This window comes from Lactiplantibacillus sp. DA1 (assembly GCF_032681335.1).
Lineage (GTDB): Bacteria > Bacillota > Bacilli > Lactobacillales > Lactobacillaceae > Lactiplantibacillus.
Window position 1 is genome coordinate 302,908 of record NZ_JAWHTQ010000004.1, and the last position, 21,208, is coordinate 324,115.

Annotated in this window: 16 protein-coding genes; all 16 read left to right on the plus strand. The window is 45.3% G+C overall.

The features are described from left to right. Nucleotides 1-31: 31 nt before the first annotated feature. Nucleotides 32-1,738 carry a DAK2 domain-containing protein gene (locus RXV91_RS08555; protein WP_316439532.1) on the plus strand — a complete coding sequence of 569 codons (1,707 nt, stop codon included), beginning with the start codon at nt 32-34 and terminating at the stop codon, nt 1,736-1,738. Nucleotides 1,739-1,880: 142 nt separating this feature from the next. After that, the gene (recG, locus tag RXV91_RS08560; RefSeq protein WP_316439519.1) at nt 1,881-3,920 is read left to right on the plus strand and encodes an ATP-dependent DNA helicase RecG; all 2,040 of its coding nucleotides are present in this window, start codon (nt 1,881-1,883) and stop codon (nt 3,918-3,920) included. Nucleotides 3,921-3,961: 41 nt separating this feature from the next. Further along, nucleotides 3,962-5,008 carry a phosphate acyltransferase PlsX gene (plsX, locus tag RXV91_RS08565; protein WP_021731646.1) on the plus strand — a complete coding sequence of 349 codons (1,047 nt, stop codon included), beginning with the start codon at nt 3,962-3,964 and terminating at the stop codon, nt 5,006-5,008. A 38-nt stretch (nt 5,009-5,046) separates the two neighbouring features. Beyond that, nucleotides 5,047-5,292 carry an acyl carrier protein gene (gene acpP, locus RXV91_RS08570; RefSeq protein WP_003640376.1) on the plus strand — a complete coding sequence of 82 codons (246 nt, stop codon included), beginning with the start codon at nt 5,047-5,049 and terminating at the stop codon, nt 5,290-5,292. A gap of 441 nt (nt 5,293-5,733) precedes the next feature. Continuing rightward, a complete protein-coding gene (gene rnc / locus RXV91_RS08575) occupies nt 5,734-6,429 on the plus strand; it encodes a ribonuclease III (RefSeq protein ID WP_021731643.1) in 696 nt (231 codons plus the stop codon). 30 nt (nt 6,430-6,459) lie between these two features. Then, nucleotides 6,460-10,017 (plus strand): chromosome segregation protein SMC, encoded by a 3,558-nt coding sequence (smc, locus tag RXV91_RS08580; protein WP_316439521.1) that lies wholly within the window; start codon nt 6,460-6,462, stop codon nt 10,015-10,017. Nucleotides 10,018-10,035: 18 nt separating this feature from the next. Next, entirely contained in the window at nt 10,036-11,580 is a 1,545-nt protein-coding gene (gene ftsY, locus RXV91_RS08585; RefSeq protein ID WP_316439522.1) for a signal recognition particle-docking protein FtsY, read from the plus strand. Between the two features lie 178 nt (nt 11,581-11,758). Further along, nucleotides 11,759-12,106, plus strand: a complete 348-nt coding sequence (locus RXV91_RS08590) for a putative DNA-binding protein (protein WP_021731640.1) — start codon at nt 11,759-11,761, stop codon at nt 12,104-12,106. 22 nt (nt 12,107-12,128) lie between these two features. Further along, a complete protein-coding gene (gene ffh / locus RXV91_RS08595) occupies nt 12,129-13,583 on the plus strand; it encodes a signal recognition particle protein (RefSeq protein WP_316439523.1) in 1,455 nt (484 codons plus the stop codon). 96 nt (nt 13,584-13,679) lie between these two features. Beyond that, nucleotides 13,680-13,952, plus strand: coding sequence for a 30S ribosomal protein S16 (gene rpsP, locus RXV91_RS08600; RefSeq protein WP_003638633.1), 273 nt, complete (start codon nt 13,680-13,682; stop codon nt 13,950-13,952). 17 nt (nt 13,953-13,969) lie between these two features. Then, nucleotides 13,970-14,227, plus strand: a complete 258-nt coding sequence (locus tag RXV91_RS08605) for a KH domain-containing protein (RefSeq protein WP_021731638.1) — start codon at nt 13,970-13,972, stop codon at nt 14,225-14,227. A 118-nt stretch (nt 14,228-14,345) separates the two neighbouring features. Further along, complete coding sequence (gene rimM / locus RXV91_RS08610) at nt 14,346-14,870, plus strand: ribosome maturation factor RimM (RefSeq protein ID WP_316439524.1); 525 nt, start codon at nt 14,346-14,348, stop codon at nt 14,868-14,870. Further along, nucleotides 14,870-15,610 carry a tRNA (guanosine(37)-N1)-methyltransferase TrmD gene (gene trmD, locus RXV91_RS08615; protein WP_316439525.1) on the plus strand — a complete coding sequence of 247 codons (741 nt, stop codon included), beginning with the start codon at nt 14,870-14,872 and terminating at the stop codon, nt 15,608-15,610. Before rimM ends, trmD begins: the two co-directional genes overlap by 1 nt. Nucleotides 15,611-15,767: 157 nt before the next feature. Beyond that, a complete protein-coding gene (rplS, locus tag RXV91_RS08620) occupies nt 15,768-16,124 on the plus strand; it encodes a 50S ribosomal protein L19 (protein WP_003640385.1) in 357 nt (118 codons plus the stop codon). Between the two features lie 484 nt (nt 16,125-16,608). Next, the gene (locus RXV91_RS08625; RefSeq protein WP_316439526.1) at nt 16,609-16,929 is read left to right on the plus strand and encodes a bacteriocin immunity protein; all 321 of its coding nucleotides are present in this window, start codon (nt 16,609-16,611) and stop codon (nt 16,927-16,929) included. Between the two features lie 734 nt (nt 16,930-17,663). Beyond that, on the plus strand, nt 17,664-21,208 hold a 3,545-nt coding region (locus RXV91_RS08630), incomplete at its 3' end, for a mucin-binding protein (RefSeq protein ID WP_316439527.1).

Here is a 21,208-nt window from a genome sequence, read left to right on the forward strand (position 1 = left end):
TGTTGGTGGAAGCCAAGGAGGAATTTTGAAATTGAAAATCACCACGATTACTAATCTTGAATTTGGCAAAATGGTGCAGGCTGCGTCACAAAAGCTGAACCAACGCGCTGAATTTATTAATTCTTTGAACGTCTTTCCGGTACCAGATGGTGATACCGGGACTAATATGAGCTTATCGATGGCCAGCGGTGCCAAGTACGAACGTGAAGAAACCAGTACGAACGTGGGCGACTTAGCGTCAGCCTTAGCCAAAGGTCTGTTAATGGGGGCCCGGGGAAATTCTGGGGTGATCTTGTCACAGATTTTTCGGGGCTTCTCAAAGGCCGTTGCGGATAAGGAAGTTTTAACGGCCAATGATTTAGCAGCAGCCCTCGCAGCTGGGGCTCAGACTGCTTATAAGGCCGTTATGAAGCCGACTGAAGGAACTATCCTAACTGTGATCCGCAAAGCTGCTGGTGCCGGTAAGGAGGCCGTTAAAACGACCGACGATATTTGTGAAGTCATGGAGGCCGTTGTTGTTGCCGCGGAAGCTGCTTTGAAATCGACCCCCGACTTATTACCAGTGTTGAAACAAGTCGGGGTCGTTGATTCCGGTGGCCAGGGACTGACTTTTGTGTTAGAAGCCTTTAGTGACTCATTAAGTGGTAAGGTCGATGAATCACAAGACTACGTTCCTGATGATGCAGAAATGGATTCGATGATCGATGCTGCTCATCATCAGAGTGTTCAAGGTCAGTTAGACCCGAATGACATCAAGTATGGCTACTGTACTGAAATTATGGTACGAATCGGCGATGGTAAGTTAGTTGATCACAAGTTTGATTACGAGACGTTTTACAATTACTTAGCACAACTAGGCGATTCACTGCTGGTGATTAATGATGATGAAATTGTAAAGGTTCACGTGCATACAGAGCATCCGGGTGATGTCATGACGTGGGGCCAACGTTTTGGTGCGTTAATTAAAGTTAAAGTCGACAATATGCGTCTACAACAAGAAACCATCATGGAACACGATCAAGAAAGTGAAGCACAAGCTGCCGCCGAACCAACTTTGCCTTCACAACCACAAGTTGATATGCACGGTTATGCTATCATCTCGGTTTCATCGGGTGAGGGTATTGGTAAGCTGTTCAAAGGCTTAGGTGTGACTGATATCATTGCTGGTGGTCAAACGATGAACCCTAGTACGGCAGATATCGTTAAGGCCGTCAATGACAGTGGTGCCAAGCAAGCGTTAGTATTGCCGAACAACAAAAATATCTTCTTGGCGGCTGAACAAGCTGCAGAAGTTGCCGATGTCCCGGTTAAAATCATTCATAGTCAAACGATTTCACAAGGTATGACTGCGATGTTGGCGTTCAATGCCGAAGCTGACTTGGCTGATAATCAGGCGGCGATGGAGGAAACTTTGAGCACGGTCGTGAGTGGGCAAGTAACGCATGCCGTTCGCGATACGACGATCGATGGCCTTGAAATCAAGAAAGATGATTATATGGGCTTAGTTGATGGTAAAATCGTGATTACGAACCCTGATCGTGATACGGCTACTTTGGATATGGTGAAGGCCATGCTGGACGAAGATAGCGAATTAGTGACGATTATTTACGGTAAGGATGCGACACAGGCTGATGCTGACCGTTTGGCAGCTAAGGTTCAGGAACTGGATGATGAATTAGAAATTGAAATTCATGAAGGTGACCAGCCAGTCTATCCATTCCTTGTTTCAGTTGAATAAAACTAACCGTTAAAAATAGGGCTTGGCAGTGATGCTGGGGCCTGTTTTTGTACGGCCGGATACTTCTTGCGGGCTTGAACGGATTTTTTGGTATAATTGATACAAGTAAAAGCAATGATTTTAGAAAGGGCGGTGGTCAGACATGGGACAACAATTGAGTGACGCGGTTGCAACGTTAAGTGGTGTCGGCCCAGCCCGCCAAAAAGGATTAGCAGAGCTTGGGATCAATACGATTGCAGATTTATTGACGTATTATCCCTTTCGCTACGAGGATCTACAGGTCAAAGATGTTAATGAGATTGCGGATCAAGAAAAGGTGACGTTAAAAGGGACGGTGGCTTCGGAGCCGGTTTTGGCACGGTTTGGCCGCAAAAAGAACCGGTTGAACTTTCGTTTGTTAATTGACCATGACGTCTACATGGTGACCTTTTTTAATCAGCCATACTTAATGAAACAGATCGAAACGGGTCAAGATTTAGCTGTTTATGGCAAGTGGGATGCCACACGAAGTAGTTTGACGGGAATGAAAATTATTAATCCGAATAATGCCGATTCGGCGTTTGGCTCAATCTATCCGGCTAGTAAGACTGTCAAGCAAGGCACGATTCAGAAAATGGTTAAACAAGCTTATGAACTTTATGCACCGATTATTACGGATATTGTGCCAGCTGAATTACGAGCGAAATACCGACTATTACCGCGACGTCAAATGATCCACGATATGCATTTTCCAGCTAGCCAGGCGGATTCAACGGCTGCACGGCGCTCGGCAACGTATGAAGAATTCTTACTGTTTCAAATGCAAATGCAAGCTTTGAAGCAAACCGATGCGACCACTAATGGTATTGCGATCACTTATGATAATGAACGGCTAAAAGCTTTTATTAAAACATTGCCGTTTGAGTTGACCCGTGCCCAAAAACGGGTCGTTAATGAGATTTGCTTGGACTTAAAGTCACCCAAGCATATGAATCGTTTGCTTCAAGGTGATGTGGGATCCGGGAAAACAATCGTGGCGGCCATCGTCATGTACGCGGCAATTACGGCCGGGTATCAGGCGGCGTTGATGGCACCAACTGAAATCTTGGCCGAACAACACGCTGATAATTTAGCACAAGTCTTTGCTGACACGGATGTCAACGTCGCGTTGTTAACGGGTGCGACCAAGCCGGCTGCCCGCAAAGCATTGTTAGCAGCACTGGCTGCTGGTGAAATCAACCTATTGATTGGCACGCACGCTCTGATCCAGGACGGGGTGGCTTATGCCAATTTGGGATTAGTCATAACTGATGAACAACACCGTTTCGGTGTCAATCAACGGGCGGCTTTTCGCCAAAAAGGCGGGCAGCCAGATACGTTGGCCATGACGGCGACCCCGATTCCGAGGACGTTAGCAATTACGGCGTATGGCGAAATGGATGTTTCTGAAATCGATGAATTGCCGGCAGGTCGGCAACCAATCCAAACCACGTGGGTGCGGAGCAATCAAGCCAATTCGGCGTTAAGTTTTGTCCATCAACAGATTGATAATGGCTCCCAAGCCTACGTCGTGACACCATTGATTGAAGAATCAGAAACGTTAGATGTTAAAAACGCTGAAGCCCTGTCAGCTAATTTACAAGAGTATTTTGGAACTAGTGTCAAAGTTGGGTTGTTGCATGGCCGTATGAAACCTGAGGAAAAAGACACGGTCATGGCGGCCTTTAAAGCGGGTGACATTCAGTTGCTCGTCTCGACGACAGTTATCGAAGTAGGGGTCGATGTTAAAAATGCCACGATTATGATGATCTATGATGCTGATCGTTTTGGCTTGGCCCAACTGCATCAATTGCGTGGGCGGGTTGGCCGAGGTACCAAAGCATCATACTGTATTTTGGTGGCCGACCCCAAGAATCAGCAGGGGATTGAACGGATGCAGATTATGACGCAAACGACCAATGGGTTTGTTCTGGCGCAAAAAGACTTAGAATTACGTGGTGCCGGTGATGTGCTAGGGGTCAAACAATCGGGGATGCCAGAATTTAAAGTGGGTGACCCAATTGCGGATTTAACGGTGCTGCAAGTTGCCCAGCAGGATGCCCACGCAATCGTGCAGCAACCGGATTGGCAAAGTCAACCGAATAATCAAGCTTTGGCAGCTTATTTAAGCCAGAAACTAGCCGCAGTTGGCACGCTCGATTAACAAACTAAATAAAGTACCGTGATGAGAGGAATGGTGACACTATGATTAAAATTGCGATTGATGCCATGGGTGGCGATTACGCCCCTAATGCTGTGATCGAGGGGGTCGAACAGGCTCGTGATTTATTTGAGGATACGGTCTTTTTGCTATACGGCCAACGTGACGTGATCAACGCACAACTGAAGAATCGGGATCGGATTCAAATTATTAATGCTGATGAAGTCATTACCATGGAAGATGAACCAGTGCGAGCTGTGCGGCGTAAGAAGCATTCATCAATCGTGATGGCAGCCCAGGCTGTCAAGGATGGTCAGGCAGATGCCTTCTTTTCTGCCGGTAATTCAGGAGCCGTACTTGCGGCTGGACTATTTATCGTGGGGCGGATCAAGGGCATCGACCGGCCGGGGTTAGTGACCGTTTTACCAGTTGTTCGTAATGCCAACCAGTCTAATTTTGTGATGATGGATATTGGTGCTAATGCGGATAGCAAACCGTTGAACTTGCAACAATACGGGGTGTTAGGGACGTATTATGCGGAACGGATGATGCAGGCCAAGCAGCCGCGAGTGGCACTGCTCAATAATGGGACCGAAGATGATAAGGGCAATAAAGTGCATAAGGCGGCTTTTGAACTCTTGTCGCAGACGGATGGTATCAACTTTATTGGGAATGTTGAGTCTCGTGACTTGTTGAACGGGGTCGCTGATGTCGTTGTGACCGATGGCTTTACGGGAAACGCCGTCTTAAAAAGTATTGAAGGGACGGCCCGTTCAATGCTGGGGTTAGTTAAGGATGCCGTCTATAACACGGGCATCAGTGGTAAACTCGGGGGCCTACTACTCAAGAGCGGCTTTAATGATATTCGCTCACAAATGGACTACTCCCAGTACGGGGGGGCCGTACTACTCGGTTTGAAAGCGCCGGTCATTAAGACCCACGGCTCCAGTAAAGCGCCTACGATTGTGAACACCATTCGGCAAATTCGTCAGATGGTCAGCACGGATATTGTACCAGGCGTTGCGGAATATTTCGCAAATCAACAGGCTAATCAGCAAGCAAGTGTAGACATTCCTGCTGAAAACGATTAGAATACTCTAGTGAATTCAAGTTAGTGAGGGATCTTTACATGACGAAAGAAGAAATTTTCGATAAAATTGCGGATATCATTGCTGATCGGTTTGAAGTTGATAAAGCAACGATTACCAACGAAATGAACTTGCAAACCGATTTGGATGCTGATTCCATCGATTTTGTTGAGTTTGTACTGGAATTAGAAGACACCTTTGGTAGCGAAATCTCAGACGAAGATGCCGAAAAATTGTCAACGGTCGGCGAAGTTGTCGATTATGTGGCAGCGCACCAAGCAAAATAAACAAATGAGTCATCAAAAACAGGTAGCCGATGTGGTTACCTGTTTTTGGTTGGGATCGTTGTCGTAGTAGCAATATCATTGTTATTGACCACTAAATCATAGTATAATGTTATGATATGCAATGTGTGACGGGTTGTTTTACTGATTGCCCCATGAATCATTATTTAAAAGCGTCCTGAGTTTGGTCTTCTGCAGTATCGCTTTAAAGTGTGGGCGGCCAGTATTTAAGACGTGGGCTGCGGCTTGAATTTGTGTCCATCATGTTCTGGCAATTGGCAGAAATGTCTGTGGACCTCAGCTGGTTGTTTTTGACGTCAGACTTTGGCCGCTTAAATAATGATTCATGCTGAGCTAGATCATAAACAGCGCCGGTAACAGATTGTGATAATTGGCGGCTCTAATAGCGCTAACCAACAAGGTGATAACGAAAGGAAGTTTCAAATGATTACAGAATTAGCCGCAATGTTAAAGGAACGTTTTGGCATTGTCTTTAATGATCCCGATTTACTGGCCGAGGCGTTTACACAAGCCTCATATGTCAATGAACATCAGGATCAACAATTGAAATATTACGAACGGGTCGAATTTTTGGGGGATGCCGTCTTGGAGTTAGTGGTGTCCGAATATTTATACAAACGTTATAAAGACATGCCCCAAGGTAAGTTGACTCGTTTACGGGCCGCGATGGTTTGCGAAGAGAGCTTCGCTAGTTTTGCCCGTGAATGTGACTTTCCTCAATACATCCGCTTAGGCAAGGGTGAACAAAAAGCCCATGCGTGGGAACGAGATTCACTTCTATGCGACATTTTTGAATCGTTTGTCGGGGCTTTGTACTTAGACCAAGGACGTGAGCCTGTCTTGAAGTTTGTTCATCAAGTGATTTTTCCTAAATTGGATGAAGGCCGTTTTGATGGCGTCTTTGATTATAAGACGACCTTGCAAGAATATTTGCAACGTGATGGTGATGTCGCCATTGACTATCAGTTAATCGAACAAGATGGCCCAGCTAACGAGCGCTCATATGAGATCGCCGTACTTGCCGATGGTCAAAAGATTGGTGAGGGTTGGGGTCATTCGAAGAAGGAAGCCGAACAGAGTGCTGCGCGGCAAGCCTATTCACAATTACAGCAAGAGTAACCATTAATAATTACAGGAAGTTTGTGTCGAATGCAACTTAAATCATTAGAAATCAGCGGATTTAAATCTTTTGCTGATAAAACCAAAATTGATTTTCAAGCCGGAATGACGGGAATTGTCGGCCCAAACGGTAGTGGTAAGAGTAACATTATTGAAGCTATTCGCTGGGTCCTTGGAGAACAGGCGGTCAAAAGTTTACGTGGAACCAAGATGACTGACGTGATTTTTGCCGGCTCAGCTAACCGAAAACCGTTGAATATGGCTAAAGTCACCATTACATTTGATAATAGTGACCACTTTTTACCCTTAGATTATGCGGAAGTTAGTATTACACGAAAACTCTTTCGCAACGGTGACAGTGATTATTTAATTAATAATCAGAGTTGTCGGCTGAAAGATATTACGAATTTAATGATTGATACGGGACTAGGAAAAGACTCGTTTTCAGTAATTTCTCAAGGCCGCGTTGAGGCGGTCTTTAATGCCAAACCAGAAGATCGACGCAGTATTATTGAAGACGTCGCTGGGGTTTTAAAGTACAAAAAGGATAAGTTCACGACTGAGAATAAATTAGCGGAAACGACGGATTATTTAGACCGGGTGAACGATATCATTGCGGAGTTGAGTCAGCAAAAGGGACCGTTGGAAGAACAGGCGAGTCTTGCCCGGGATTATCAAGATCAAAAACAAAAATTTGATTATTTGGACCGTTCGCGGCTCGTTAAGAAGTTGACGATTGCTCGAGATCAGTTGCAGGGTGTCAATGAAAAGTTAGCTAGTGCCAAAGCGTTAGTGGCTAAATATCAGCAACAAGTTGATACGGGTGCGACTAAGCTGGCTAATTTGAAAACCCAACAGACGGCTCAATTAAAGCAAAAAGATCAGCTGGCAGCGCAAAATCTTGAGTTAACTAAGACGATCGAAAATACGCAAGGCCAACAAGGGGTTGACGCTGAGCGACGGCAAAACCAGCAGTCTGAGCAGGAACGGTTGACAGCTAGTTTGACCGCAACTGAGCAACAGATTGTGACGCAAACCGAGCAACAAGCTCAATTACGACAAACCTTATCTGAGCAGCAGGCCCAAGTTAAGGCAGTCAAAGCACAAGTCGCCGAATTAACAACGGCGACGAGTGCAGCCGGTCGTCAGCAGTTGGCCGATGAGCTGGAAAAACTACGCAATGCTTATATTGATGAAAAACAAGTTCAGGCTGAGCTGAATAACGAAGCGAAGAACTTAGTTAAACAACATCAACAGTCTGGCAGTCAGAGCACGGCGTTAGCAGAACGGTTAGCACAGGCGCAAGCTAATCTAAAACGGGTGCAGACGACCGTTGACGTGCATAATCGGGAGCAACGTGATTTAGAAAATCAAGTCAATCAACAACAAACAACGTTAACGGCCCAGCAAGCTCAAGTTAAGACGAATGCGGAACAGATTGATGAGCAACAGCAGCGCTGGTTAGATGCAGCGGGACTAATGCAACGTGAGAAGTCACGCTTAGAAGCTTTACAAGCTGTTCAGGAACGCTATACGAACTTCTATGCGGGTGTCCGGATGGTCCTGCAACATCGCCAGCAGTTTAGTGGTGTCGCCGGGGCTGTTTCCGAACTCTTGACTGTCCCTGACCGTTACACTAAGGCGGTTGAGGTTGCGTTGGGGGGCCAGTTGCAAAATATTGTTTGTGATACGCAACAGACGGCCAAAACCGTGGTCAATTTCTTAAAACAAAATCACGCTGGCCGGGCGACGTTTTTACCGATCGAGCGGATGACGGCACGACAACTGCCCGTTAATACTGAACACGAGTTATTACAACAACCCGGGGTGTTAGGTGTTGCCAGTGAATTGGTCGATTGTGAGCCCAAAATTATGGCTATCAAACGTTATTTATTGGGAACAACGGCAATTGTTGACACGTTAGATCATGCGATGGCAATTTCACGGAGTCGCCGGTTTCGGTGCAAGTTAGTGACCGTTGATGGTGAAACGATTGCGGCTAGTGGGGCCATTACTGGTGGTGCCACGCGGCATGATGATAATGGGCTTCTCCAGCAACAACAGTCCGCTGAAAAAATTGCGGCGAATGTTGAACAGATGCAATCTGAATTGGTGACCTATGAGCAAGGTCTGGCCAATCTAAAAAAAGCCAACCAAGATTTAATGGTTCAGGTCGAAACTAGCCGTCAACAATTGAGCGATCTCAAGGACCACCTCAGCCAGGTGCAGGCGCAATTACAAGCTGCTCAGAGTGAACAAACTCAGTTAAGTCGTCAAGTTAAAGCTTTAACCTATGAACAGCAACAAACGCAGGCTGATGATAGCTATGAGGATTTAGTGGCTCGTAATCAGCAAGCTCAAGCGGCCAATGCGGCTAAGCTAAAAGATTATCAAGCGCAAATGCAGACTGTTCAACAGCAACAAACTGATTATGAAAGCTATCAACAGACACAGGCGGCGAAGTTACAAGCACAACGGGAACAATTGATTACGCTGCAGGAGCACGTTAAACAAACGCAGCGACAATTAGAACAGTGTACGGTCTCTTTGACGCAAGCTGAGCAGACAAAAAAGCAAACGCAAGCGGATTTAACGGCCATTCAAACGACATTAGCTAGTCAGCAAATGTCGGTCGCGGAGCGTGCAACGGTCTTGAAAACGGCTAAGGCTAAACAAACTGAGGTTGAACAACAACGAGCGGCTTGTGAACACCAGCTGGCAACGATCAATGATCAGGTTGAAGAATTGTCAAACAAGCAAGTTCGCTTGCAACAACTAGCTGCTGCCGCAACTGACGACTACCGGCGTTTGGAATTAAGTCAAACGAAATTGACCGGTGAAGTCGACCATGCGACCGCGGACTTAGCTGAAAAGTATCAGTTGACAGTTGCGGCAGCCCAGGCAGATGTTAGTGACTTAGCGTTGCCAGCAATTACAGAGCAGTTGAAACTACTCAAACGAGGCTTGGATGAGATTGGAACGGTCAACTTAGGTGCAATCGAGGAGTTTGAACGGGTCAAGGAACGCTTCGACTTTTTAAATAATCAAGCAGCCGACCTAAAGGAAGCTAAGGAACACTTGTTACAAACCATGGCAGACTTGGATACAACCGTCGCGACGCGTTTTAAAACGGCGTTTGATCAAGTAGCCGCGGAGTTTAGTACGATTTTTGAGCAGATGTTTGGTGGCGGTAAGGCTGAATTGATTTTAACCGATCCGGAACACTTACTGACGAGTGGGGTCGATATTATGGCCCAGCCACCTGGTAAGAAGTTCCAGCGGTTAAGTTTGTTGTCCGGTGGTGAACGAGCACTAACGGCCATTACGTTATTGTTTGCGATTCTAGCAGTGCGGCCCGTGCCGTTCAGCATTTTGGATGAAGCCGAAGCTGCCTTAGATGATGCCAACGTGGACCGTTTCAGTCAGTATTTGAATGACTTTCAAACGGGGACACAGTTTGTGATCATTACCCACCGAAAAGGGACCATGATGCACGCTGACGTACTCTACGGGGTGACGATGGAAGAATCCGGCGTCTCCAAGATGGTTTCCGTCTCCTTGGCGGACTTGAAAGAGGAACAGAAATAATTAAAGGAAGTGTTGAAGATGGGACTATTTAGTCGGTTAAAAAAAGCGTTTAGTCTACCAGAATCAGATGATGCTCAAACAACATCAGCTGCTAGTGGCGCGTCGGTAGCAACGAGTCAAGCTAGTACGCCGGTCAGTGATGATCGGGCCCCTTCGTCACAACAGGCAGCTCGGTCGGATGTCGTAACAACTGAATCAACCGCCACACCGGTGTCCAGTACAGCCGTAAGCGAAACGACGAGTACTGCGGACAAACCAGCTGCAGTAACATCAGCGGCTACTAGTGAAGCCCCGGCTGATAGCATGGCAGCGGTAACCGCGCAACCTGATTCGCAAGCACCAATGCAATCAGCGACGGTGTCGGAAGCACCACTCACGGCCAGTGCAATGGTTGCCCAGTCACTAGCTGCATTAAGTGCGAGTGCGGCACAAGTTAGTCAAGTGGCCGCGAGCGAAGTGACACCAGCGACTACGTCTGATGCAGCAGTTGAAGGCAACGTAATGTCAGAATCAGTGGCCAGCACGGCGCCAGCAGTCAAGTCATCAGCGCCAACAGAGACGGCTGCGACTGAATCGGTCGCACCGACTGTTAATGCGGCTGATTCGGAAGTGACTGAGCCGGAACCGACTGAAGCCGAACGTTATGATGAAGGACTGAAGAAGTCACGGAAGACGTTTGGCGATCGGATCAACGCCTTCTTGGCTAATTTCCGTCACGTTGATGAGACGTTTTTCGATGACTTAGAAGATACGTTGATCGAATCTGATGTGGGTTATGAGACCGCGATGCGGATCAGTGACGAGCTACGTGACGAAGTTAAATTAAAGAACGCGAAGAGCAAGAAAGAAATTTCAAGCGTCATCGTCGAAAAGCTCGTTGATATGTACGGCGAAGCTGGTGAGGGTGAGGATAACTCAATTCACATGGCTAAGAGTGGCCCAACCGTTATTCTATTTGTCGGGGTCAACGGTGCTGGTAAGACCACCACAATCGGTAAGATGGCGAACATGTACAAGCAGCAAGGCAAGAAGGTCTTGTTGGCGGCTTGTGACACGTTTAGAGCTGGCGCAATTCAGCAGCTGCAAGTCTGGGGCCAACGAGATGGGGTTGACGTGGTCGCTAAGGCCGAAAAGAGTGATCCGGCGGCCGTGTGCTTTGACGCGGTAAAGAAGGCTAAGGCCGAAAATTACGACGTGCTCTTTGTGGATACCGCTGGTCGATTGCAAAATAAGGTTAACTTGATGAATGAATTGGAAAAAATCAAGCGGGTCATCACGCGTGAAATCCCAGATGCACCACATGAGGTCTTACTTGTGTTGGATGCAACGACCGGGCAAAATGCTTTAAATCAGGCAAAATTGTTTAAACAATCAACGGATGTTAGTGGGATTGTGTTGACAAAGCTTGATGGTACGGCACGTGGGGGGATCGTCTTGGCCATTCGTAATGAATTGCATCTCGCCGTGAAGTATGTTGGTTTGGGTGAAAAAGTGACCGATTTACGGCCATTTAATGCCAATGACTTTGTCTATGGTTTATTTAAAGACATTATCACGGGTTAAATCGGTTGGTGATGGTGTTTAAACTAGCAAGCTAGTTATCGAAATGGTAATTGTTCTCCGTGCGAGAATGATTACCATTTGTTTTTACCATAAATGGCGACAGATAGTTGACGAATGGCGATAAAATCGGTACTCTTATTTAGTGTGTAGTCTGTATGATAAGCGTGAGGAGTCCCACATGGAAATTGAAAAAAATTATCGAATCAATTCGTTATTTGAGTTCTACGAACCACTATTAACAAATAAACAAAAATCATATATTCAATTGTACTACGCTGACGACTATTCCTTAGGTGAAATTGCGGCAGAATTCTCAGTTTCACGCCAGGCCGTCTATGATAATATCAAGCGGACCGAAAAGATTTTAGAAGGTTACGAGACTAAGCTGCATCTTTATCACGACTTTGTGGAACGTAATCACGAAGTTGACGCAATCTCTGACTATATTAATCAAAATTACCATGGGGACACTCAGTTAATTAAGATGATTCAACAACTAGTCAACTTGGAAGCTGACTCAGAATAATAATAAAGGTTAGGTGACACTAATGGCATTTGAAGGCCTAACGGAACGTTTACAAAAAGCAATGACCAATTTACGGCGCAAGGGGAAGATTTCGGAAAGTGATCTTCGAGCCACCATGCGTGAAATTCGGTTAGCATTACTAGAAGCCGACGTTAACTTTACGGTGGTTAAGGATTTTGTTAAAACGGTTCGCGAACGCGCACTCGGCGCAAAGGTACTGGAAGGTTTAAATCCAGCCCAACAAATTGTTAAGATCGTTGATGAAGAGTTAACGAAAACGATGGGTGAAAAGGCGGTTCCATTGAACAAATCGCCGAAGATTCCAACCGTTATCATGATGGCTGGTCTACAAGGGGCCGGGAAAACGACAACGGTCGGAAAATTGGCCCTCAAGTTAAAGAACGAACAGAACGCGCGGCCATTAATGATTGCGGCCGACATCTACCGGCCAGCTGCGATTGAACAATTGCAACAGGTTGGTCGTCAAATCGATGTCCCAGTCTTTCAATTAGGGACCGATGTTGATCCTGTTGAGATCGTTCGTCAAGGGATGGTTCAGGCTCAGGAAAACCATAATGATTACGTGTTCATCGATACGGCTGGTCGACTCCAAATTGATGAACAACTGATGAACGAGTTGGCTAATATTAAGGATTTAGTGCATCCAGATGAAATCCTGTTAGTGATCGATGCGATGACTGGTCAAAACGCCGTTAATACGGCGGAGGGCTTTAACGATAAGCTGGATGTGACCGGGGTCGTCTTGACGAAGTTAGATGGCGACACTCGTGGTGGGGCTGCACTATCAATTCGGGCCGTCACTGGTAAGCCAATCAAGTTTGTCGGTCAAGGCGAAAAGATGACTGATCTTGATGTCTTTCATCCAGACCGGATGGCGGATCGGATTCTTGGCATGGGTGATATGCTGACGCTGATTGAAAAGGCGCAACAGCAATATGACGAAAAACAAGCCGAAGAAATGAACCTGAAGATTCAGGAAAACACTTTTGACTTCAACGACTTTATCGACCAATTAGACCAAGTTGACAAGATGGGGAACATGGAAGATATCATGAAGATGATTCCAGGGATGGCGAATAATCCTGCCATGAAGAATCTCAACATGGATCCCAAAGATATTGCCCACATTCGAGCAATTGTTTACTCAATGACCAATGCCGAAAAAGCGGATCCAGATCTTTTGAATCCTTCACGGCGGCGACGGATTGCGGCTGGTTCTGGCCGACCAATTCATGAAGTCAACCGGATGATTAAGCAATTCAACCAGACCAAAAAGATGATGAATCAAATGTCCAAAGGGAACTTTGCTGGTATGGAAGGCCTCATGGGCGGTGCCAATGGTGGTGGCGGTATCGGTGGCAAGATGCAGCAAATGGCCATGAAGCGAATGGTTCGTCAAACTAAGAAGAAAAAACAAAAGCGGCTAGCTAAAGCAATGCGGCGTCGTAAACGCTAATTTATAAGTTTTTTTAGCCTGTCAAGAAAAAGTCCTTTACAAGCTATTGATTTACTGGTATATTATTACCTGTTAAAGAATTCGGGAGGTGTTTAAATGTCAGTCAAGATTCGTCTAAAGCGGATGGGTTCTAAGAAAAATCCATTTTACCGGATTGTTGTCGCAGATTCACGTTCACCACGTGATGGTCGTTTTATCGCCCAAGTCGGCACATACAACCCACTTACAGAACCAGCCCAAGTTAAACTTGAAGAGGAAGATATCCTCGGTTGGTTGAACAATGGTGCCCAACCTTCAGATACGGTTAAGAATATCTTATCCAAGGCCGGTATCATGAAGAAGTACCACGAAGCTAAGTTCACTAAATAATAAAGCGGTAATAGATCATGGCAGATATTAAAGCTTTAATCACCACGATTGTCACCCCGTTAGTTCAATATCCAGACGATATTAAAGTTGATTTTAAGGAAACCACACGGTACCTTGAATACAACTTAACGGTTAACCCCGAAGATATCGGCCGGGTCATTGGCCGGCAGGGACGAGTTGCTTCGGCAATTCGGACAGTCGTGTATAGTGTCCGAGTTTCAGGACCTAAACGTGTCCGACTTACGATCGAAGACGGACAACAAAAAAACTCTTGAGCGAAGCAGTGATGTTTTGTTTAAGAGTTTTTTTATATCCTACGAGGCTTTTTAGGCCGAACGGATTTACAGAATAGAATAACTCATAATAATCGAGAGAATTAAGAGGAGGTAAATAATGGATTACTATCGTGTTGGAACCTTAGTTAATACCCACGGTATCCGTGGTGAGGTGAAAGTTGTCGTTGTAACTGATTTTCCTGAAGAACGTTTTAAGGTCGGGCAACAGTTGGTCTTATTTAAGTCGCCAGATGCTACTACGGGTGGTGTCACTGTCACGATCACAAAGTCACGTGAGCAAAAAGGCCTATACTTTTTGACTTTTAAAGGGTTCGATAACATTAATGATGTTGAACGTTATAAAGGCTGGACAATTAAGGTGCCTGCTGAAGCCTTACATGACCTACCAGCGGGTGAGTATTATTATCATCAGATCGTTGGCCTACAAGTTGTAACAACCGCTGACGAGCCACTGGGGACCATCAAAGAGATCTTGTCACCGGGAGCTAACGATGTTTGGGTGGTTCAGCGTGAACATGGCCAGAGTGACGTCTTGTTGCCTAAGATTCCGCAAGTTATTAAAAACGTTGACCTAGCTGCGGGTGTGGTGACCGTTGAACTAATGGAAGGGTTGATTGATTAATGCAAATCGACATTTTGAGTCTGTTTCCAGAAATGTTTGCGGGGCCACTTCATGAGTCGATGATTGGCAACGCTATTGAAAATGATGTCATCAATGTTGATGTTACCAATTTTCGCGATTTCACGACCGACAAGCATAATCATGTTGATGATTATCCGTATGGTGGTGGTGCAGGCATGTTGCTGCAACCACAGCCAATTTTTGATGCGTTGGCCAGTGTTCAAGCGAAGCATTCAGCAGCGGGACGAGTCATCTTACTGGATCCGGCGGGAGTGCAGTTCAATCAACACGTTGCCGAAGACTTTGCCCGAGAAGAACACCTGACCTTTATTTGTGGTCACTATGAAGGCTATGATGAACGGATCCGTTCGCTAGTGACCGATGAAGTTTCTTTAGGTGATTACGTTTTAACGGGCGGTGAGCTGGGCGCGATGGTCATGATTGATGCTACAGTGAGGTTACTACCAGGCGTACTCGGAAATGCGGAATCAGCGCCTGGCGATTCTTTTTCGAGCGGTCTCTTAGAGTATCCGCAATACACGCGTCCCGCCGATTTTCGTGGCATGAAGGTGCCGGATATCTTATTGAGTGGTGATCATGGGAAAATTGATGATTGGCGATTGGAACAGGCGCTCAAACGGACTTACGAGCGGCGTCCTGATATGCTAACGGGATTAACATTGTCTGGGAAAGCACAGCAAATGTTAGCTGATATAAAGGCGGACGAGCCGAAAGCATGAATTTTTATGTTGACTGGGGTTAGTTAGCCAGCAAGTATTCAAAAAAACTTGCATGCCGGTCCTTGAATATGGTATTCTATTTATTGGCTATTGTGCCCATTAACGATGTTCCGCTGACCAGGTTGTCACGAATGTCGGCGAAAGGAAGAAATACATTATGCGTCAAAACCAATTGATCGAAAAGATCACCAATGAACAACTTCGTACGGATATCCCTGATTTCCGTGCTGGAGATACAGTTCGTGTTCATGCACGAGTTGTTGAAGGTACTCGCGAACGGATCCAATTATTTGAAGGTGTTGTTATCAAGCGCCATGGTTCCGGTATCAGCGAAACTTATACTGTTCGTAAGATCAGTAACGGTGTTGGTGTGGAACGGACATTCCCATTACACACCCCACGCGTTGCCGCAATTGATGTCGTTCGTCAAGGTCGCGTACGTCGTGCCAAGTTATACTACTTACGTAACTTACATGGTAAGGCTGCTCGGATCCCAGAACGTCGTCGTGGCTAAATCACAACGTCAACAATTATTAGTCGCGGCTTAGGTCGGGCTGATAATGAGAAGGCTAGTTAATCACATTTAGTGGTTGGCTAGCTTTTTTTGTTGCTTGTTAGCTGGCGTCCGGTCATTGCACCAATTACTAGTAAGTTTCAGAATAATCAAGTCCGAAGCCGTGATTTGATTCATAATTCAATTAGCTAACGATTTTTCTAGCAATTACCTTTTAAAGTATTATCCTGCTGATACGAAATAGAGACAATTCTTAGCGTGATTATCAAGACCTTGACTTGCTTTGAATTGGTCCAAATAAAGCCCGCTTGAATTCTTCATGGGGCGTCGTTAAATGAAACTGATATTTGATCCAATCGTCGAATAATATCAAGTTTAAGCAGATTGCGAGCGTTGTTTGCAAAATCGCTAAAATAGTTGCAAGATTGACGTATGGAGATTCGCTCAATAGTATTGCAAAATAAAAGAAAGCTAGGTGCAGTCGATGTTTAAACATGCGGGGAAGCATCAAGTCGATGAACAGGCGTTATTGAGTCAATTATATGATTTTGTCCTCGAGGTCAGTATTACTGACCGGGAGCGTAAGATTGGTTTGATGGCCAAGGCTGACTTGGAGCGTAATCGGTATTCAATTGCCGTGCTAAATAAATTAGTAGTCAGTTTTCAGATGGAGGCACTACGCAACAAGGGCCTGTCACCGGCTGCTTCAAAGTTTTACGATCAAATGTATTCAATCCTGATCGCTGCGAAACCGATTGGCACTAATCTAGGTTATATTGGCCTGCATAGCACCTATTTGGATTGAGCCGGAATGTTTAATGATTTTCGGTGCAGTTAAAAGTTGTGGTGCGAGGATGTTTAATTGGATAACATGACAATTGACAGGTGAGCTTTAGACTTCTGAGGTAGCAATTTAGTTAGACCTTTCGTTAAGTATTTTTAGTACCAGTTAAATGTAAACACAATTAGCACAATCAAAATAGACGGTTAAAACTCCTTTGAAATTGTACAAGGGAGTTTTTTGTTGTCTAAAAGGACTAGACCTAGGGATTGCTCTGTGAGTTTTTGAAGTAATGGACAACTTTTATAGGTAAAAACGGTAATTAAATACTTGAATACGATTTTGGCCGTAATTAGATTAACGGTGAGTGGATATTTATAAAATCAGTTACTGATAGCTACTTAATGTGATGCGAACAGTATACATTGTTTAATACTTAACGAATCAGTAGATTAGTCAACAGAACGTGAATAATGATGACGACAATCTTGTTATATCAATGGAATTAAGCTTATTTATAGCATGAACTAATACTGCAATCAAATAATTTTAGAAATAAATTTGTATATTTAGCGTAGTGCGCTTGTTATTTCCACTTGTTTAAACGTATACTGATGATTGAAGGGGTCAATTAAGTGACAGCTTTATGATTAAAGCAATTATTTCAATAGTAACGAGATGTGTTAATTTTTAACTTAATTAATCTATCTATCTGTCTTATAGCTATCTAAATATATTTGAACTTTGGAGGTAAAAGCATGTGGAATCGTTTTAATAGACTGGGACTAGAAAGTAAGTCTCATTATAAACTTTATAAATCAGGGCGACGCTGGGTAGCCGCTGGTATAACCGTATTTTCTGTTGGCGTAGGCTTGACTTTTAGCCAAGTTGAGCAAGCCAAGGCGGCAACCGATACTAGTACTGATGAGACTGAAAATAGCACTAATGTAAGCTCCAGCGCAACCACTGCAACTAAAAATACCGTGGTATTAAAATCTAGTGATACGGCGAAGCCCACCACTACTGATACTAAAGATACGACTGCGGCCGCAAAGGCAACTACCCCAAACGTTGCTGCTTCCAGTACTGCTGTCTCAAGTGCGGCCATTTCCAGTACTGCCGCCTCGAGTACAGTTACAGCAAGTACAACTGTCTCAAGTGCTACTACTTCCAGCACCACTGTCTCAAGGGCAACTACAGCAAGTACAACTGTCGCCAGTGTAGCGACGACAAACACGACTGCGTCAAGCACAGCTACTAAGTCAATCGACACTGATTCAACTTCAGCAACGACGAATGAGATTGCCACCAGTGCAAATTATAGTGTTGATAGTCAAGGTACAAATATGACGAGCTCTTCAGTGGCAAACACGTCTACTAGCGCTGCTACAGCTAGTCAGGAGAGCAATGACACTGGTGAGGCGACAAGTATAACTACTTCAGAAGCTGTTTCCGGGATCTCTGCAATGGCAAACGGTGCGACACCAATGACGCGCAGTACGACTAACAAAGTAAGGACACTGTTGGCAACAAAATCAACTATTCAAGCAGCCGTAGCCACGGTTAGCGATGATGAAGCTCAGGCTACGGTATCTTTAGCAACCACGGGTACTGTGTCGATGACTTATAGTAATGATAATGCATCGATTGGTAATTTAGGACTTCATATCAGTTCCCCAGGTGCGACACCGGACAATAATATCGCATACTATATTCAGGATGCGTCTGGTAACTACTTAGAAGATGTCAATGGCGAAAAGGTCAACTTACTATATTTGCTTTTCTTAGATGAGGAGAATGTCAACAGTTATTTTGATATTACTTATACAGACGGACAGGGCCAAGTGACTAATTATGCTGAGAATACGGATCTTGAGTCACTTAAACAAGCCGGAAAATACGCCATCACGCTCAATGCCACCGGTAAAGCAGCGATGAGTGAGGTTATTAAAGACTATGCGAGTTATTATGATTTATCCGGTGATGTGAATGTCACTGACTATGTGCCAACTTTTTCAACTGGTGCGTCAGATTATACATTTACACTTCAAATTTTACCCGCAACCATTAAAGCCACGACGGCCTCTGATGGCCTAGCTATGAATATAGCTACCCAGCCATACACTGGGTCATTGACAATGTTGCCGATGTCGCTGACGGTTAAAGACGGTGCTTCACTGAATGTACTTCAAATTAAAAATGGTGTAATTAGTCATGTGGAACCGGGTGTTGCGGGTACAGTTGGTCAGACGGTTTTAACATCAGCGGATTTCACCTATACCTATCAAGGGACCGGCACTAATTTGACCGGGGCGGATGCTGGCCTATATACGCTGACTTTGAATGCCGCTGGTCGGGCCGCACTTCAAGCGGCCATGGGGTCTAACTATATTCTTGATGCGGATACAATTTTTACTAAGGCTGGTAATAAGGTCGTTACCGCCAATCTTGGTTTAACAACAGCTAGTGGTACCGTTACCTACGATGGCCAAGCCCATGGAACATCAGTATCCGTAACCAGTGGTACCGCCTATGATCAGTTTGACTTTACAACACCAACTGGGACCAATGTTGGTTCGTATGCAATGACCTATGAGTTAAACGATGCCACACAAGCAGCCATCCTAGCTAAAAATTACACGGTAACAGCGTCAGACGGAACTTTAGTGATCACGCCTGAAGACATGACGGTCACAGTTAACGATAGTAATGTTGATTATGATGGTCAGGCACATGGGACGACGGCCAGTGTTACGAGTGGGACCAATTATGATGATTTAGTGTTTACTGCCGTTGCGGCGGATAGCAGTGGTGCAACGACTTATACTAATGCTGGTTCGTATGCAATGACCGGCGCAACGACGGCCGCTGCTGGTAATTACAATATTTCTTACGTCAATGGTACGATAACGATTAACCAGGTAAGCGCCACCATCACCATTCCAAGTAAAGTCTATTGGGATGATGGTACAGAAAAGAATTTGACGGCGGTTGTTGCTGGGACAGTTAATGGTGAGGCTTTAAATTATAATGTGACAGATGGCTTGAGTGCGGTTGGTACTAAGGCGATTACGGCAACTTATGATGCGACTGATCCGGTTAATCAAAACTATACGATTACAGTAGTTCCCGGCACTTTAACCATTGGCGACATTGCCGTTCAGTATCTATATGAGCATACGGATGCTGCTGGTAAAACCCAAGTCGACAGTACGGCGACTGGCACTGCTACGCATGGTTCAGATGCCGCGGCTACTGATTATTTAATCTACAACACGGCTGAAAAACCCAAGACCGGTTATACGTTAGTTTCTAATGATACCGGGGTAGCACCCAATGGCACGTTAACTGATAGTGGTGGTACCGTGACGTATATTTATTTGGCGAATACGGAAACGGCAACTGTGACGTATGTTGACCAAACGACGGGGCAAACGATTAAGACGATTCCATTACAGGGGGCCTACGGGACAACTGATGCTTACACAACGGCCGACAAAATCGCAGCTTATGAGAATGCTGGCTATGAATTAGTGAGCTCAACATTTCCAACAGCTGGGGTGGTCTACGATGCAGATGGGACTGTCAAGACTTACACGGTCACGTTGAAGCATAAGTTTGTGACGGTCACACCCGATAATCCCGGGACGCCCGGGCAAGTAATTGATCCCGCCAACCCAGACGGACCGAAATATCCAGCAGGAACAACGGCGGATGATTTGACTAATCAAGTTAAACAGAGCATTAAGTACCGATATCAAAATGGTGATTCTGCTGGTACTGATAATGTTCAAACGGTGACTTTTAAGCGTACTGCAACTATTGATGAGGTCAATGGTACGGTAGTCTATACGAATTGGTTAACTGGTAACACGGCAACTGGTCGCTATGAGACTGTTGTGTCACCAGTAATTACTGGCTATACGGCTGATAAAACTAGTGTTACTGGTACCAATCTAGTGACAGGAACTGATTTGGATACAGTTGTAACAGTTACTTACAAGGCCAATACTGAAAAAGCCGCGGTGACGTATTTTGACGAAACGACCAACAAAAATATTGCGACCGATGCTTTGCAGGGGGCCTACGGGACAACCGATGCTTATACAACGGCTGACAAAATCGCAGCTTACGAGAATGTTGGTTATGAATTAGTGAGTTCAACATTTCCAACAGCTGGAGTGGTCTACGATGCAGATGGAACTGTCAAGACTTACACGGTCACGTTGAAGCATAAGTTTGTGACGGTCACACCCGATAATCCCGGGACGCCCGGGCAAGTAATTGATCCCGCCAACCCAGA